Annotated in this window: 13 protein-coding genes and 2 tRNA genes; 5 read left to right on the plus strand and 10 right to left on the minus strand. The window is 69.6% G+C overall.

Annotated elements, in window-relative coordinates; translation table 11 throughout:
* Positions 1 to 2 precede the first annotated feature (2 nt).
* Complete coding sequence (locus JX005_RS07990) at positions 3 to 791, plus strand: ATP-binding cassette domain-containing protein (RefSeq protein ID WP_214466920.1); 789 nt, start codon at positions 3 to 5, stop codon at positions 789 to 791.
* Between the two features lie 63 nt (positions 792 to 854).
* A tRNA-Asn gene (locus JX005_RS07995) sits at positions 855 to 927 on the plus strand.
* Positions 928 to 994: 67 nt separating this feature from the next.
* On the opposite strand, the gene def is transcribed toward JX005_RS07995, so the two are convergent.
* Complete coding sequence (def, locus tag JX005_RS08000; RefSeq protein WP_214466922.1) at positions 995 to 1,561, minus strand: peptide deformylase; 567 nt, start codon at positions 1,559 to 1,561, stop codon at positions 995 to 997.
* 51 nt (positions 1,562 to 1,612) lie between these two features.
* Between def and JX005_RS08005 the strand changes: the two genes are divergently transcribed.
* Positions 1,613 to 2,683, plus strand: coding sequence for a DMT family transporter (locus JX005_RS08005; RefSeq protein ID WP_214467160.1), 1,071 nt, complete (start codon positions 1,613 to 1,615; stop codon positions 2,681 to 2,683).
* Here the strand turns inward: JX005_RS08005 and JX005_RS08010 are convergent, their stop codons facing one another.
* From JX005_RS08010 to JX005_RS08020, 3 genes are all read right to left on the minus strand, one after another.
* Positions 2,684 to 2,977 carry a hypothetical protein gene (locus tag JX005_RS08010; RefSeq protein WP_214466924.1) on the minus strand — a complete coding sequence of 98 codons (294 nt, stop codon included), beginning with the start codon at positions 2,975 to 2,977 and terminating at the stop codon, positions 2,684 to 2,686.
* 71 nt (positions 2,978 to 3,048) lie between these two features.
* Positions 3,049 to 3,122 (minus strand) — tRNA-Ile (locus tag JX005_RS08015).
* Between the two features lie 13 nt (positions 3,123 to 3,135).
* Entirely contained in the window at positions 3,136 to 5,157 is a 2,022-nt protein-coding gene (locus tag JX005_RS08020; protein WP_214466927.1) for a DUF262 domain-containing protein, read from the minus strand.
* Between the two features lie 216 nt (positions 5,158 to 5,373).
* Between JX005_RS08020 and JX005_RS08025 the strand changes: the two genes are divergently transcribed.
* Both JX005_RS08025 and JX005_RS08030 read left to right on the plus strand, forming a co-directional pair.
* A complete protein-coding gene (locus tag JX005_RS08025; RefSeq protein ID WP_214466928.1) occupies positions 5,374 to 6,147 on the plus strand; it encodes a hypothetical protein in 774 nt (257 codons plus the stop codon).
* A gap of 199 nt (positions 6,148 to 6,346) precedes the next feature.
* Complete coding sequence (locus tag JX005_RS08030; protein WP_214466930.1) at positions 6,347 to 6,850, plus strand: DUF3145 domain-containing protein; 504 nt, start codon at positions 6,347 to 6,349, stop codon at positions 6,848 to 6,850.
* A gap of 129 nt (positions 6,851 to 6,979) precedes the next feature.
* On the opposite strand, the gene JX005_RS08035 is transcribed toward JX005_RS08030, so the two are convergent.
* The 6 genes from JX005_RS08035 to aceE form a co-directional block, all read right to left on the minus strand.
* The gene (locus tag JX005_RS08035) at positions 6,980 to 8,218 is read right to left on the minus strand and encodes a beta-ketoacyl-[acyl-carrier-protein] synthase family protein (protein ID WP_214466931.1); all 1,239 of its coding nucleotides are present in this window, start codon (positions 8,216 to 8,218) and stop codon (positions 6,980 to 6,982) included.
* 60 nt (positions 8,219 to 8,278) lie between these two features.
* On the minus strand, positions 8,279 to 8,527 hold the full coding sequence (locus tag JX005_RS08040) for an acyl carrier protein (protein ID WP_214466933.1): 249 nt from the start codon (positions 8,525 to 8,527) through the stop codon (positions 8,279 to 8,281).
* 73 nt (positions 8,528 to 8,600) lie between these two features.
* Positions 8,601 to 9,602 carry a beta-ketoacyl-ACP synthase III gene (locus tag JX005_RS08045; RefSeq protein WP_214466934.1) on the minus strand — a complete coding sequence of 334 codons (1,002 nt, stop codon included), beginning with the start codon at positions 9,600 to 9,602 and terminating at the stop codon, positions 8,601 to 8,603.
* Positions 9,603 to 9,616: 14 nt separating this feature from the next.
* Positions 9,617 to 10,534 carry an ACP S-malonyltransferase gene (locus JX005_RS08050; RefSeq protein ID WP_214466936.1) on the minus strand — a complete coding sequence of 306 codons (918 nt, stop codon included), beginning with the start codon at positions 10,532 to 10,534 and terminating at the stop codon, positions 9,617 to 9,619.
* Positions 10,535 to 10,618: 84 nt separating this feature from the next.
* Positions 10,619 to 11,836, minus strand: coding sequence for a PucR family transcriptional regulator (locus tag JX005_RS08055; protein ID WP_214466937.1), 1,218 nt, complete (start codon positions 11,834 to 11,836; stop codon positions 10,619 to 10,621).
* A gap of 8 nt (positions 11,837 to 11,844) precedes the next feature.
* A complete protein-coding gene (gene aceE / locus JX005_RS08060) occupies positions 11,845 to 14,574 on the minus strand; it encodes a pyruvate dehydrogenase (acetyl-transferring), homodimeric type (RefSeq protein ID WP_214466939.1) in 2,730 nt (909 codons plus the stop codon).
* Positions 14,575 to 14,588: the final 14 nt, after the last annotated feature.

The following is a 14,588-nucleotide window of genomic DNA, read 5'->3' on the forward strand; positions in this document are numbered from 1 at the left end:
ACATGCCTCGACGAAGAGCCGCCGACGTCGCGATCCGGTCGGTCGACCTGTCCATCGCGCGAGTCGGACGCGGCGGTCCGTCGCAGCGGGTCATCGACGGCGCCACCTTCACCGTCGCGCACGGCGGGACGCTCGCCGTCATGGGACCGACGGGCGCGGGCAAGTCGAGTCTCGCGGCGGTGCTCGCCGGATCCGACGACTCGAGCCTCGCCGTCATCGGGGGCGACGCCGAGGTCGAGGGCATCGGAGTGCGCCGGCCGGGCCGTGCCCACCGGCTGCACACCTTCCTGACCGGCTATCTGCCGCAGGCGGCCGGAGCCGCGCTTCCCGCCCGGCTCACCGTCGGCGAGGTGATCTCCGAGCCCATCACGAGTCGCGACCGGCGGGTGAACCAGCGCGCTCTGCAGGTGCGGGTCGCGACGCTCCTCGACGAGATGATGCTGCCCCTCGGCACGGCTGCCAAGTATCCGTACGAACTGAGCGCGGGCATGCGGCAGCGGGTCGCGCTCGCCCGCGCGCTGGTGCTCCAGCCCAAGGTGCTGATCGCCGACGAGCCGTTCTCGAACATGGACCTCGAGGTTCGCAAGGCGGCGCGCGACGCCATCCTGCGGCGTCGCGGCGACTACGCGATGTCGGCGCTCGTGGTCACGAATCAGGCCGACGTCGTCCGTGAGCTCGACGCCGACGTCCTGGTGCTCCGGGGAGGTCACACGATCGCGTACGGACACGGCACCGACCGCCTGCTCTGGACGCCGAGCGGCGAGGCCGACCACCGCCTGGTCGCCTCCTGACGTCACGAGCACCCCTCGGCGTTTGCTAATATGGTGTGGTTGCCCGCGCGAGCGTGCGACTCTTCCTCCATAGCTCAATTGGCAGAGCAATCGGCTGTTAACCGATAGGTTCTTGGTTCGAGTCCAAGTGGGGGAGCGAACGGCTCCGGGCTCCACCCCGGGGCCGTTCTTGTACGTGCGGAGTATGTGCGGCGACCCTGCGGTCAGGCGTCGATGTCGTCGACGCCGGGCGTCCAGGCGTGCCCCGGCCGGCCCCAACCCCGCTTGCGCGCGATCTTCTGCGCCGTCTTCCAGTCGTTGTCGCCGAGCCGGTCGACATAGAGGATGCCGTCGAGGTGATCGAACTCGTGCTGCATGATGCGTGCCCGCCAGCCGTCGACCCGGATGCTCACGGGCTGCCCCTCGAGATCCGTTCCGGTCACGAGCACCTCGTCGGAGCGTCGCAGCGGGAACCGCTCGCCCGGGAAGGACAGGCACCCCTCGGACTCCTCATCGGGATCGGGGTCGCCGGGCTCGAGCGGGCGCATCCACAGCTCTGGGTTGATGACGACTCCACGCCACGGGGCGCCGTCGTCGTCGGTGTACGAGTACGTGTAGAGGCGCAGGGCCACGCCGACCTGCGGTCCCGCGAGGCCGACGCCGGGCGCGGCATCCATCGTCTCGAACATGTCCGCCACCAGCGTGCGGATCTCGTCCGTGATCTCGTCGATCGTCACGGCGGGCGCGTGAAGGACGGGATCACCCATGATGCGAATCGGCAGAACGGCCACGCCTTGAGCCTACCGAGAGGCGGTGGCGGCTAGTGTCGACGTGTGGTGTGGATGGCGGACGAGCTGCAGGACGTGGGCGACCAGCTGGTCGGCGCGTTCCAGAATCCAGCCCTCCTCGTCGGCATCCCCCTGGCCCTCCTCGGCGCCGTTTTCATGTCGTTCGGCGCCCAGTACCAGCACCGGGGCGTGACGAAGGTCGAGAAGCTCACCGGCTCCACCGGCAGCGGCGGACTGAACTTCCAGCACCTGCTGAAACTGCTGTCGCGGCCCTCGTGGGTGCTCGGAACGCTCATGCTGGGCCTGGCCATCGTGTGCCAGCTGTCCGCGCTCGCGGTGGCGCCGCTCATCGTCGTCCAGCCGCTCGGAGCGATCGCGCTGGTGATCACGACCCTCCTGAACGCCCAGATCAGCGGTCACCGGCCGACGAAGCGGTCTCTCATCGCGATCGGCTCGTGCGTCGGCGGCATCTTCGTGTTCGTGACGATCGCCGCGCTCTTCGCCACCGAGAAGCCGGTCACGAACGGTCAGATCATCACGATCCTCGTGATCTTCGCCGTCGTGACGCTCCTGCTGGGTGCGCTGTGGATGTGGCGGCGTCTCAAGATGGGCGCCCTGTTCTACATCTCCGCCGCCGGAGTTATGTACGGGTTCGTGGCGACGCTGGCGAAGGTCATCATCGAGCGGATCAAGACCGGCGACTTCGAGTGGCTCACCCTCACCTGCCTCGTGGCCCTCATCCTCGGCGCGGTCATCGGGGCGTACTTCGTGCAGACGGCGTACTCCTCCGGCCCGCCCGACCTCGTCATCGCAGGCCTGACCGTGATCGACCCCATCGTCGCGATCCTCATCGGCCTCACGATCCTCGGCGAGGCGAGCGGCGCTCCGGTATGGGTGTACCTCGCCTTCACGGTGGTCGGCGCGATCGCGGTGTGGGGAGTGTTCCAGCTCGCGCGGTATCACCCGCAGATCCTGAGCGACAGCCAGGAGCTGCCGATCCGGCGGGGGAGCGAGCCCGGTGCCGACGCGACGCAGCCGATGACCGGATCCATCCGCGTGACCGAGGCGGTCGCCAAGGTCTGGCCCGATCCGCCCGTCAAGGACAAGGACGACCGGCGGAGCTGATCACTCGGGGTCGTCGACGCGGATGATGAGGCGGCCGTCTTCGATGCGGCCCTTGTCGCCCGGGGTCGGCGCCGGTGCCGGCAGCTCGACCGCGGCCTCCCAGTCGGCGTGAGCGTCTTCAGCCGAGGGCCGCCAGACGGCGTCGAACCCGGAGCCCACGCCGGCGAGGGATCCGCCGGCGGAGCCGTCGAGCTGCTTGCGCAGATGGTCGCGCTTGAGGCGGGGTGCGAGGGCGACGAGCGCGACGGTGGCGACGACGACCGCAACGACCACCATCCACCCGATCGGATCCACGCAGCGATTCTCCCACGATCACTCCGCGCAGACGACGGAAGGGGCCACCCTGCGGGGCCCCTTCCGCGACGTAGGGCGGGTGGGACTTGAACCCACGATCGTCGGGTTATGAGCCCGCTGCCTTGACCAGCTTGGCCACCGCCCCCTGCGCACCGAGCCTAACGCCCGGACACCTTGTTCATCGCGACGCCGATGTAGGAGTACTTCACGAAGACCTCCGACGCGATCCCGGCCTCTTCCAGCAGACCCTGGACCGCGGTGAGCATGTAGCTCGAGTCCCAGCCCATGTAGAGCCAGGTGTCGTCGTCCAGACGGTCCCACTGCCCGTTCCACGACTGCGCGGTGTACACGGGCCCGCCATGCCGCCCGCTGTAGGCGACGACGGCCGGACGCGCGTCCGCCCACAGGCGCTTGAAGATGCGGTTGAAGAGGTACTTCACGTCGGGCACCTCCCAGTGCTCGCCGCGGTATTCGACGTAGTCCCACTCGCGCTCCCAGCCGCGAGGCCAGCCGCGCCGGTGGACGGCGTCGAGGATGGGAGTGAGCCCGTCGTCGTCGATGAGGGTCGCTCCCGGCCGGGCCCAGATCTCGACGAAGCGCTGACCGAGGCTGGCCGAGCGCGCGGCGATCGCCGCCGTCCCCCATGCCTCGTGCTGCGCGAGCTCGAGGTTGAGCGCGACGTCGCTGCGCCCGTACAGCGCCCGCTTCTCCGGGAACGAGGCGTCGAACGCCCGGACCGAGAGCTCCTCCTCGAGGAGCGTCAGGTTGCCGAGGGTCGCGGCCAGCGCGCGGTGGCTGTTCTGCTCGTCCTCGCTGTATTCGGACCAGGGCCGGACCCCGTCGCCTGACCAGGCGTCGGAGGGCGCCGGCGGGAAGACATGCTCGACATCGAGCCCGGTAAGGCCGTCGACGCCCGCGAGGCGGCCGAGCACGTATCCCGGATGGGGGAGCTCGGAGTACTTGAGGGCGGCGCGGATCCGCTCGTCGGAGGGCGTGATGCGCGAGATCGCAGTGACGAGGGCGTTCTCGCCGTCCTCGCGGGCGCGGCAGAGGCGGGCGACGAGCCGGTCGTTGCTCAGCCCCACGACCGTGCGACGCAGGAGCAGCGTCTGAAGGTGCTCCAGTGTGCGGACGAGGTCCGTCTTCTCGATCGCGCCGTGCCTCCAGTCCCGGTACGCGCGCAGGACGAGCGGGTAGACGGCCGACCCGAAGGTGCCGATGTAGCCGAGGTGACGCGAGATCGCGGCATCCGGCTCCGTCGACGGATCGAGCAGGACTCGATAGATCTCGGCGTACTCGCGCCACTGGGCCGCGTGGCGGCGCAGATCGCCGATCTCGAGCCGCGGGAAGACCTGGCGGAAGGTGTCGTAGACGCCGCGACCGCGGGCGACGACGACTTCACGGCCGGTCGTCATGATGAGGTACTGGCGCCAGAACTCGCCGATCGCGTCGCTGGTGCTGAGCTCGATGGGGAGCCAGTACTCGGACTCGATCTCGCGCTGCTCGTCGTGCGAGAGCCCCATCAGGACGTAGTTGTGGATGAGCTCGTGGTCGCGCAGGGGCTCGCCCGTGGAGTTCAGGCTCTCGAAGATCTGCTGCGCGTTCGCGCCGGTGCGGAGCGTGATCGCGACGTGCTCCAGCTTCTGCAGTCCGCGCCAGATGTGCGGTGCCTCGTCGGCGCTGATCTGACTGCGGAAGAAGGCGTAGTTGTCGTCGAAGCGCGAGTCGCGCGTCCCGTCGTCCGCGTCGCGGCGGTCGAGGACGACACGTTCGAACACGTCCGCCCACGCGCGGTGGGGGCGGAGCTTGGTCGCACCGTCGTCGTGGGGATGCACCAGCACCCGGGCGAGCTCGGCAGCCATGCCGGGGTCGGTGTCGCGGACGGTGTGCTGGAGGGCGGCGACGAGCAGCATGAGCGTCGTGATCCGCTGCTGACCGTCGATGAGGACGAGCTCGGGGTGCTCGCCGGCCGTCGTGGACGACAGGATCGACCCGATGAAGTGCATCTGGCGGTCGTCGAGGTCGGCGACGGCGCGGATATCGGACAGCAGCTGCTCGCAGGCGCCGATGTCCCAGCGGTACTGCCGCTGGTAGACGGGGACGACGACGGTCCAATCGCCTGCCGAGAGCCAGCGGATGGTGTTGACCGCGGTGGCATCGACATTCGTGGCACTGACCATCGCCCGGGTACGCTCCTTCGAAGCTGTCGTCGGCGCCGGCCGCGAGCCGCTGGACACGCCGTTCTCGAGTCTAATCGACCGGTCGCCGCGGGCCGGGAGGAGGCATCCGGTTATTCACGGTCCTGCCCAGCGGGCGTCCGATCGCTCCAAGGTAGGCTTGCCTAAGTTGGGCCTGTTAAAACGTGCTGGCCCGCTGACCGAAAGGCAAGATCCGTCATGGGTTACATCAAGTCCGCCGCTCTCGAAGAGACCGGCTATGTCGTCCTCGACCGCTACAACCAGGAGCTCGACCCCAAGGAGTGGCTCGACATCGAGTACAACGACTGGAAGTCGTCGGGCGACACCCGCTTCGCGCCGCTCGCCAGTGCATTCGGCGAGATCGAGTGCAACGGCTTCTGGAACCACAAGCCGCCGCGCACCGACAAGGACGGCGTGTGGATCGAGTCGCAGGTCGAGAAGGCGCCCAACCTCGCGCGTCGCGCGCAGGAGCCGGGTGCGAACGTCGGCCGCTGCCGCGTCATCGAGCTGCAGCCCACCCCGTACGGCGAGTGCCTCTACAACCTCCACCAGGACGACAACAACCGCCTGAACCCCGACGGCACCGGCTGGGTCGTGCGCGGATTCTTCAACCTGACCGACGACAAGGACAGCTTCTTCGTCCTGCGTGAGAACCGCACCGACCCCGAGGGCGAAGTGCGCATCGCGCTTCCCGCCGGAGCGCAGCTGATCATCGACACGCAGCGCCTGTGGCACGCCGCCACCCACGTGGGCGACGAGCCGCGCTACTGTCTCATCACGTCGTGGACCTCGGGCCCGGAGCTCGACGCGTACATCGAGAAGTACAACGGCGTGAACAAGGCCGAGAGCGTCGAGGTGCCTCAGGACGTCCTTGAGGCCGGCTACGCCGAGCAGGCCCGCAGGGATGCCGCGCGCGCCGCGTACTACGCCGCCAAGGGGCAGACCGCGGTCAACGTCATGAGCGAGGCGTGACCCGCTGATCCTCCTCGCGAAGGCCCCGGCTCCCGAGCCGGGGCCTTCGTCGTCGAGCGGATGCCGCGACACGGCCGAATCACATCCTTGTGATTCCGCCCGGGGGCGGCGATAATGGCGACAGCACAATCGAACACGTACCGCCGGACATCCGTGCTCAGGTCGTTGGGGAAGACGCACCTGATGAAACGGAGAGATCATGGCGACACCACAGGCGCGTGGAGTGATCTACATTCACTCTGCGCCACGAGCGTTGTGCCCCCACCTGGAGTGGGCGATCGGTCGCGCTCTCGGCAGGGCCGTGAGCCTCGACTGGTCCGATCAGCCCGTCCTGAACGGCGCGCGTCGCGCCGAGTTCTACTGGGAGGGCGCCGCCGGAACCGGCGCGGCACTCGCCACCGCGATCCGCGGCTGGGAGCACCTGCGCTTCGAGGTGACGGAGGACCCCACCCCGCGCAGCGACGGCGGCCGCTGGCTGCACACGCCGGGACTCGGCATCCACTATGCGCAGACCGACAGTGCCGGCAACGTCGTGATCGGCGAGGACCGGGTGCGCTATGCGATGGAGGTGGCAGGCGGCAGCGCCGTCGAGCTGCACCGCGAGCTCCAGGTGGCCCTCGGGGCCGCGTGGGACGACGAACTCGAGCCCTTCCGCCACGCGAGCGACGACGCGTCCGTCGTCTGGCTGCACAAGGTGGGCTGACAGACTCGGGCGGTCGAGGCGTCGCCACCGACGCTCGGTGAGGAGACACCCGGGCAGCGGGAGGACGAATCACCGCCTGACACGACAGACGCCCCCGGCGATCAGCCGGGGGCGTCTTCGCGTGAGGCGTCAGACGGAGCGGAACGCGACCACCGCGTTGTGACCGCCGAAGCCGAAGGAGTTGCTGATGGCGAGCTGCGGCCCGTCACCGAGAGGCTGCGCCTCGCCCGACACCTTCAGCGGGATCTCGGGATCCTGCGTCGAGATGTTGATGGTCGGGGGAGCGACGCGGTCGCGCAGCGCGAGGATCGTGAAGATCGCCTCGAGCGCGCCGGTCCCGCCCAGCAGATGGCCCGTCGACGCCTTCGTGGCCGACACCGGGATGTCGTGCACGCGATCGCCGAAGACGCTCAGCAGCGCCTTGTACTCGGCGATGTCGCCCGTGGGCGTCGAGGTCGCATGTGCGTTGATGTGGGTGACCTCGTCGGGGCTCGCGCCCGCCGCTTCGAGCGCGAGGCGCACCGCGCGGGAGGCGCCGAGACCCTCCGGCTCGGGAGCGGTGATGTGGTACGAGTCGGCTGTGACGCCGCCGCCGACGACCTCGGCGTAGATCTTGGCGCCGCGTGCCTTGGCGTGCTCCTCGGTCTCGAGCACCAGGCACGCCGCGCCCTCGCCCATGACGAATCCGTCACGGTCGACGCTGTACGGGCGCGAGGCGGTCTCGGGGGAGTCGTTGCGCTTGGACAGCGCCTGCATCGCCGCGAACGCCGCGAGCGTCAGCCCGTGGATCACGGCCTCCGAGCCGCCGGCGATGATGACGTCGGCGTGCCCGGCCTTGAGGGCGTCGACGGCATTCACGAGCGACTCCGTGCTCGACGCGCACGCGGATGCGACGGTGCGCGCATAGGCGCGGGCGCCGAGGTGCATCGAGACCGCGGCAGCGGGGGCGTTGGGCATGAGCATCGGGACGCTCATCGGCATCACCCGACGCGGGCCCTTCTCCTTCAGGGTGTCCCACGCGGCGAGCGTGGTCTGCAGCCCGCCGATCCCCGTGGCGAAGTCGACGCCGAAGCGCTCCGGGTCGACCTCGGGCTTGCCCGCGTCCTCCCATGCCTCCTGCGCGGCGACCAGGGCGAACTGCGCCGACGGATCGAGGCGGTTGGCGACCGGACGCTCCAGAACCGTGTTGGGGCGGACCTTCGCCTCGGCGGCGAAGGTCACCGGGATCTGGTATTCCTGCACCCAGTCGTACTCGAGGGTGTGGGTGCCGGAAACCCCGCCCAGGAGGGCCGACCAGCTCTCGGGCGCGGTTCCGCCCAGCGGGGTGGAGGCGCCGATGCCGGTGACGACGATTCGGGGTGTGCTCATGAGATGGAAGATCCTCGCGGGTCGGGCCGGTGGGGGCGTCGCGCCCCCACCGGGGTGGTCCTACGCCTGGTTGGACGTGATGTAGCTGACGGCGTCGCCCACGGTCTTGAGGTTCTTGACCTCGTCATCGGGGATCGTGACGCCGAACTTCTCCTCGGCGTTGACGACGATCGTCATCATCGAGATGGAGTCGATGTCGAGGTCATCGGTGAACGACTTCTCGAGCGCGACCTCGTCGGCCGAGATGCCCGTCTCGTCGGTGATGAGCTCGGCGAGTCCGGCGAGGACCTCGTCGCTGCTGAATGCCATGGGTTTCTCCTGTTTTCTTCGGGGTCGCGGACCGGGTGGCCCGGATCAAGTCTAGGGTCGGGGCGCCGGACGCTCAGGGGAGGACGACGACCTGCGCGCCGAACACGAGCCCGGCGCCGAAGCCGATCTGCAGGGCCAGGCCGCCGCTCAGCTCGGGGTGCTCCTCGAGCAGGCGGTGCGTGGCCAGCGGGATCGACGCGGCGGAGGTGTTGCCCGTCGTCTCGATGTCGCGGCCCACGACGACGCTCTCGGGCAGGCCGAGCTGCTTGGCGAACTCGTCGATGATGCGCATGTTGGCCTGGTGGGGAACGAAGGCGGCGAGATCGGATGCCTCGATCCCGGCTGCCTCGAGAGCCTGGCGCGCGACCTTCACCATCTCCCACACGGCCCAGCGGAAGACGGTCGGGCCCTCCTGGCGGAGGGTCGGCCACGGCGCGAGGCCGTCGCGGAACTCGGTCAGCGTGTGGTTCATGCCCACGGCGTCGGCCTTCGAGCCGTCGGAGCCCCAGACCGTCGGGCCGATGCCCGGAGTGTCGCTCGGGCCGATGACGACGGCGCCGGCTCCGTCGCCCAGCAGGAAGGAGATGCTGCGGTCGGTGGGGTCGACGACGTCGCTGAGCTTCTCAGTTCCGATCACGAGCGCGTACGAGGCGGCGCCGGCGCGGATCAGGGCGTCCGCCTGCGCGACGCCGTAGGCGAATCCCGCACAGGCCGCGTTCACGTCGTACGCGGCCGCGGGGTTCGATCCGACGCGGTCGGCCACGATCGCCGACACCGAGGGCGTCTGCTTCGGGTTGCTGACCGTCGCCACGATCACGGCGTCGATCTTCGCGGCATCCACGCCGGAGCGCTCGATCGCCTCGCGGGCGGCATCGGTGGCCAGGTCGATCGCGTCGGTCTCGGGGATCGCGCGTGTTCGCGTCACGATGCCGGTGCGCTGGCGGATCCACTCGTCGCTCGAGTCGATGGGCCCGACGAGGTCGTCGTTGGGGACGGAGATCTCGCCACGCGCGGCGCCGTACGAGTAGATGCGCGTGTGAGCGGGCCCGGTGGGCTGGACGAGTGTGGGGGTCATGCGAATTTCTCCGGTCATGCGTCGGCGGAGTCGCTCAGCAGAGCGGCCGCAGCCTGGAGGTCGTCGGGTGTCTTGACGGCGACGGCGGGAGTGCCGCGCAGGGCTCGCTTGGCGAGCCCCGTGAGCGTACCCGCGGGCGACAGCTCCACGATGCCCGACACACCCTCGGCAGCGAAAGACGTCATGCACAGATCCCAGCGCACCGCCGACGCGACCTGGTCGACGAGGAGGTCGACGAAGGCGGCGCCCGACGCCACGGCGGAACCGTCGCGGTTGCTCCAGATCGTGATGCGGGGATCGGATGCCGCGACCTCGGCCGCTGCGGTGCGCAGCGCCTCGACGGCGGGGCCCATGTAGCGCGTGTGGAAGGCGCCGGCCACCTGCAGCGCGATGACCCGCGCGCCGGCGGGCGGTTTCGCCGAGAGGGCTGCGAGGGCGTCGAGCGCGCCTGCCGCGACGAGCTGGCCGCCGCCGTTGTAGTTGGCGGGCGTGAGGCCCAGCTCGTCGAGCCGGTTGACGACGGATGCCTCGTCCCCTCCGATGACCGCGCTCATGCCCGTCTGCTCGGCCGCGGCCGCCTCGGCCATCGCGCGACCGCGGATGCCGACGAGTCGCAGCGCGTCCTCCTCGGAGAGGATGCCGGCGGCCGCGGCTGCGGCGAACTCGCCGACCGAGTGTCCGGCGACACCGGCGACGCCCTCGCGATTCGCGAGAGCGTTCCACGAGAGGAGGCTGGCGGCGACGATGAGTGGCTGCGCGACCTGCGTGTCGCGGATGCGGTCGGCGTCCCATTCGGTGCCGGCGGCGACGAGGTCGACGCCCGACCACTCCGAGTAGGCGGCCAGACGCTCGGCGGTGCCGTCCACGGAGAGCCAGGGAGACAGGAAGCCCGGGGACTGGGAGCCCTGTCCGGGGAAGACGGCGATTCTCACTTGTCCATCCTGTCAAGGATCATGCGGGTCCTTCTGGCGATCTCCACACGAAAAAGCCGAGGGGCTTTGTGAGACCTGTACAGATCAGGCGGAGCCGCGACGTGCAGCGGGAGCGCGCCGACGGGTGGCGTCGGTGCCGATCGAGCCCAGGATGAGGGCCGTCTGAAGGATCAGCGCCTCGCGTGGACCGGTGGCATCCCATCCGATGACCTCGGAGACGCGTTTGAGACGGTACCGGACGGTGTTCGGGTGCACGAACAGCTCGCGGGCCGTCGCCTCGAGCGAGCGGCCGTTGTCGAGATAGCTCCACAGCGTCGCGACGAGGTCGGCGCTGTGCGACTGGAGAGGACGGTAGATGCGGTCGACGAGCGTGAGCTTGGCGAGCGGATCGCCGGCGAGCGCGCGCTCGGGAAGCAGGTCGTCCGCCTCGACGGGCCGTGGGGCGTGCCGCCACGCACGGGCCACCGCGAACCCCGCCAGGGCCGCGCGGGCGCTCTGGCCGGCATCGACGAGGGCGGGCACGGTCGGACCGAGCACGAGGTATCCGGGGCCGAACCCGGGCTCCAGCCGCCGCGCGATCTCGGTGAACGGCAGGTCGGATGGCACGTCGTCCTGGCGTGCCGGCGACTCGGACCGGCCGATGACGAGCACCAGCCGCGACCCCTGCACCCCGATCAGCACGTCGACGCCGAGCTTCCGGGCGGTGCGCCGCAGCTGATCGATGTCGAACTGCGGGGGCGTCGTGCCGACGAGCACTGCCACCTCGCCGTGGCCGTGCCACCCGAGCGCGGCGATCCGGCTGGGCAGCTCCTCGTCGGCTTCCCCGGTGAGGATCGAGTCGACGACCAGAGCCTCGAGACGGGCATCCCACAGCCCGCGCGCCTCGGCGGCGCGGGCGTAGACGTCGGCCGCCGCGAACGCCACGTCACGCGAGTACAGCAGGATCGCTTCGCGGAGATGGTTGCCCTTGCCGGCGACCCGCTCCTCGGTGATCTCGACCGTCACGCGGATGAGCTGCAGCGTCTGCTGCAGGCTCACGCTCCGCAGCAGCTCGCGCGGCGCGGCTGCGAAGATGTCCGCGGCGATCCACGGCGTGGACGTCGGATCCTCGTACCAGGAGATGAACGAGGTGATGCCCGCCTGCGCGACGAGACCGACGGCCGACCGCCGCGCCGGCGGCATGTCGGCGTACCAGGGGAGCGTGTCCTCCAGTCGCTTGATCGTCGCCGTCGCGAGGTCGCCCGAGATGCGCCGCAGCCAGGCGAGCGTCTCGGTCTTGTCCATCGACGAGGGGGCGGGCATCGCGCCGGTCAGCTCTCGCCGCCGGCGTTCCCGCTCGTGCCTGCGGTCACGTCGTGCAGGCGGTACTTCTCGATCGCCTGGGCGGCGAGACCGCGGTCGACCACACCATCGGCCGCGAGGGCCTGGAGCGTGCGCACCACGATCGACGGGCCGTCGATCTTGAAGTAGCGACGTGCCGCGGCACGGGTGTCGGAGAAGCCGAACCCATCGGCGCCGAGCGTGACGAAGCGGTGCTGCACCCACGGGCGGATCTGGTCCTGGACCGCGTGCATGAAGTCGCTCACGGCCACGACCGGGCCGGGAGTGTCGCGCAGCTTCTCGGTGATGTACGCGGTGCGCGGCTCCTCGTCGGGGTGCAGGAAGTTATGCTCGTCGGCGGCCAGGCCGTCGCGGCGCAGCTCCGTCCACGAGGTCACCGACCACACGTCGGCCTGCACGCCCCAGTCGTCGCGGAGGAGCTGCTGGGCCTCGAGCGCCCACGGCACGCCGACGCCCGATGCGAGGAGCTGGGCACGAGGCCCGTCTCCCTCGGGCGAGGAGATGCGGTGGATGCCTCGCACGATGCCGTCGACGTCCACGTCCGCGGGCTCGGCCGGCTGGACCAGCGGCTCGTTGTAGACCGTGAGGTAGTACATGACGTTCGGGTCGGGGTGGTTCCCGCCGTACATGCGCTCGATGCCCGAGCGCACGATGTGCGCGATCTCGTAGCCGTAGGCCGGGTCGTACGAGACGGTCGCGGGGTTCGTCGAAGCCAGCAGCTGCGAGTGGCCGTCGGCGTGCTGCAGGCCCTCGCCGGTGAGCGTGGTGCGGCCCGCGGTCGCGCCGATGATGAACCCGCGGGCCATCTGGTCGCCGGCGGCCCACTGGGCGTCTCCGGTGCGCTGGAACCCGAACATCGAGTAGAAGACGTACACCGGGATCAGCGGCTCGCCGTGCGTCGAGTAGGACGTGCCCGCCGCGGTGAACGCAGCCACCGCACCCGCCTCGTTGATGCCCACGTGGACGATCTGACCCTGCGGGCTCTCCTTGTACGCGAGGAGGAGCTCGCGGTCGACCGACGTGTAGTTCTGGCCGTGCGGGTTGTAGATCTTCGCGGTCGGGAAGTACGCGTCCATGCCGAAGGTGCGCGCCTCGTCCGGGATGATCGGGACGATGCGGTGACCGAAGTCCTTCGCCCGCAGGAGATCCTTCAGCAGGCGGACGAACGCCATCGTCGTGGCGATCTCCTGCGTTCCGGAGCCCTTCTTCGGAAGCGCGTACGCCTCGTCGCCCGGAAGCTGCAGGCCCACGTGGTGCGTGCGACGCTCGGGGAGGAACCCGCCGAGCTCGCGTCGGCGCTCCAGCATGTACTGGATGGTCTCGTCCTGTGCGCCCGGGTTGTAGTACGGCGGCAGGTACGGGTTCTCGTCGAGCTGCTCGTCGGTGATCGGGATGCGCATCGAGTCGCGGAAGTACTTGAGGTCCTGCAGCGTCATCTTCTTCATCTGGTGGGTCGCGTTGCGGCCCTCGAAGTGGTGACCCAGGCCATAGCCCTTGATCGTCTTCGCGAGGATGACGGTCGGCTGGCCCTTGTGCTCCGTCGCCGCCTTGTAGGCCGCGTAGACCTTGCGGTAGTCCAGTCCGCCGCGGCGCAGCTTGCCCCAGATGTCCTCGTCGGACCAGTCCTTCACCAGCGCCGCGGTCCGCTCGTCGCGTCCGAAGAAGTGCTCGCGGATGAACGCGCCGTCCTCGGCGCGGTACGTCTGGAAGTCGCCGTCCGGGGTGGTGTTCATGAGGTGGACGAGCGCGCCGTCCGTGTCCTTCGACAGGAGCTCGTCCCAGCCGCTGCCCCAGACGACCTTGATGACGTTCCAGCCCGCGCCGCGGAAGAAGCTCTCGAGCTCCTGGATGATCTTGCCGTTTCCGCGGACCGGGCCGTCGAGGCGCTGCAGGTTGCAGTTCACGACGAAGGTGAGGTTGTCGAGGCCCTCGTTCGCGGCGACCTGCAGCTGGCCGCGGCTCTCGACCTCGTCCATCTCGCCGTCGCCGAGGAACGCCCACACGCGCGAGTTCGTCAGATCCTTGATGCCGCGGTTGGTGAGGTACTTGTTCGACATCGCCTGGTAGATGGCGTTGATCGGTCCGAGACCCATCGAGACGGTGGGGAACTGCCAGTACTCCGGCATGAGCCGCGGGTGCGGATAGGACGGGATGCCCTCCGGCGCCTTCGACTTCTCCTGGCGGAAGCCGTCGAGCTGCGCCTCGCTGAGCCGGCCCTCGAGGAAGGAGCGCGCGTAGATGCCGGGGGAGGCGTGGCCCTGGATGAAGATCTGATCGCCGCCGGTCGGGTCGTCGAGCCCGCGGAAGAAGTGGTTGAAGCCGACTTCGTACAGCGACGCCGACGACGCGTAGGTCGAGATGTGCCCGCCGACGCCGATGCCCGGGCGCTGCGCGCGGTGCACGGTGATGGCCGCATTCCAGCGCAGCCAGCGACGGTATCGGCGCTCGAGCTCCTCGTCACCGGGGAACTCGGGCTCGTTGTCGGGCGCGATGGTGTTGATGTAGTCCGTGGTCGGGACCTGCGGCACGTTCAGCTGCAGCTCGTGGGAGGTCTGCAGCAGGCTGAGCATGATCTCGCGGCCACGACCGTGGCCCTTGGCCTGAACGAGCTGCTGGAGGGATTCCTGCCACTCGGAGGTCTCATCGGGATCGCTGTCCAGGGGCTCCTGCGAGTACGGATCCTGATCGTTGACAGTCACAGATGACCTTTCGT

Origin of the sequence: Microbacterium flavescens (genome assembly GCF_018588945.1) — a bacterium.
In the GTDB taxonomy this organism is placed as follows: Bacteria; Actinomycetota; Actinomycetes; order Actinomycetales; family Microbacteriaceae; genus Microbacterium; species Microbacterium flavescens.

Excerpts from the sequence above, each read along its gene's own strand:
- JX005_RS08030 (WP_214466930.1), top strand. The coding sequence starts at position 6,347 with ATGGCGACACCACAGGCGCGTGGAGTGATCTACATTCACTCTGCGCCA.
- JX005_RS08045 (WP_214466934.1), bottom strand. The coding sequence starts at position 9,602 with ATGACCCCCACACTCGTCCAGCCCACCGGGCCCGCTCACACGCGCATC.
- JX005_RS08005 (WP_214467160.1), top strand. The coding sequence starts at position 1,613 with ATGGCGGACGAGCTGCAGGACGTGGGCGACCAGCTGGTCGGCGCGTTC.
- JX005_RS08055 (WP_214466937.1), bottom strand. The coding sequence starts at position 11,836 with ATGCCCGCCCCCTCGTCGATGGACAAGACCGAGACGCTCGCCTGGCTG.
- JX005_RS08020 (WP_214466927.1), bottom strand. The coding sequence starts at position 5,157 with ATGGTCAGTGCCACGAATGTCGATGCCACCGCGGTCAACACCATCCGC.
- JX005_RS08040 (WP_214466933.1), bottom strand. The coding sequence starts at position 8,527 with ATGGCATTCAGCAGCGACGAGGTCCTCGCCGGACTCGCCGAGCTCATC.
- JX005_RS08025 (WP_214466928.1), top strand. The coding sequence starts at position 5,374 with ATGGGTTACATCAAGTCCGCCGCTCTCGAAGAGACCGGCTATGTCGTC.
- JX005_RS07990 (WP_214466920.1), top strand. The coding sequence starts at position 3 with ATGCCTCGACGAAGAGCCGCCGACGTCGCGATCCGGTCGGTCGACCTG.
- JX005_RS08035 (WP_214466931.1), bottom strand. The coding sequence starts at position 8,218 with ATGAGCACACCCCGAATCGTCGTCACCGGCATCGGCGCCTCCACCCCG.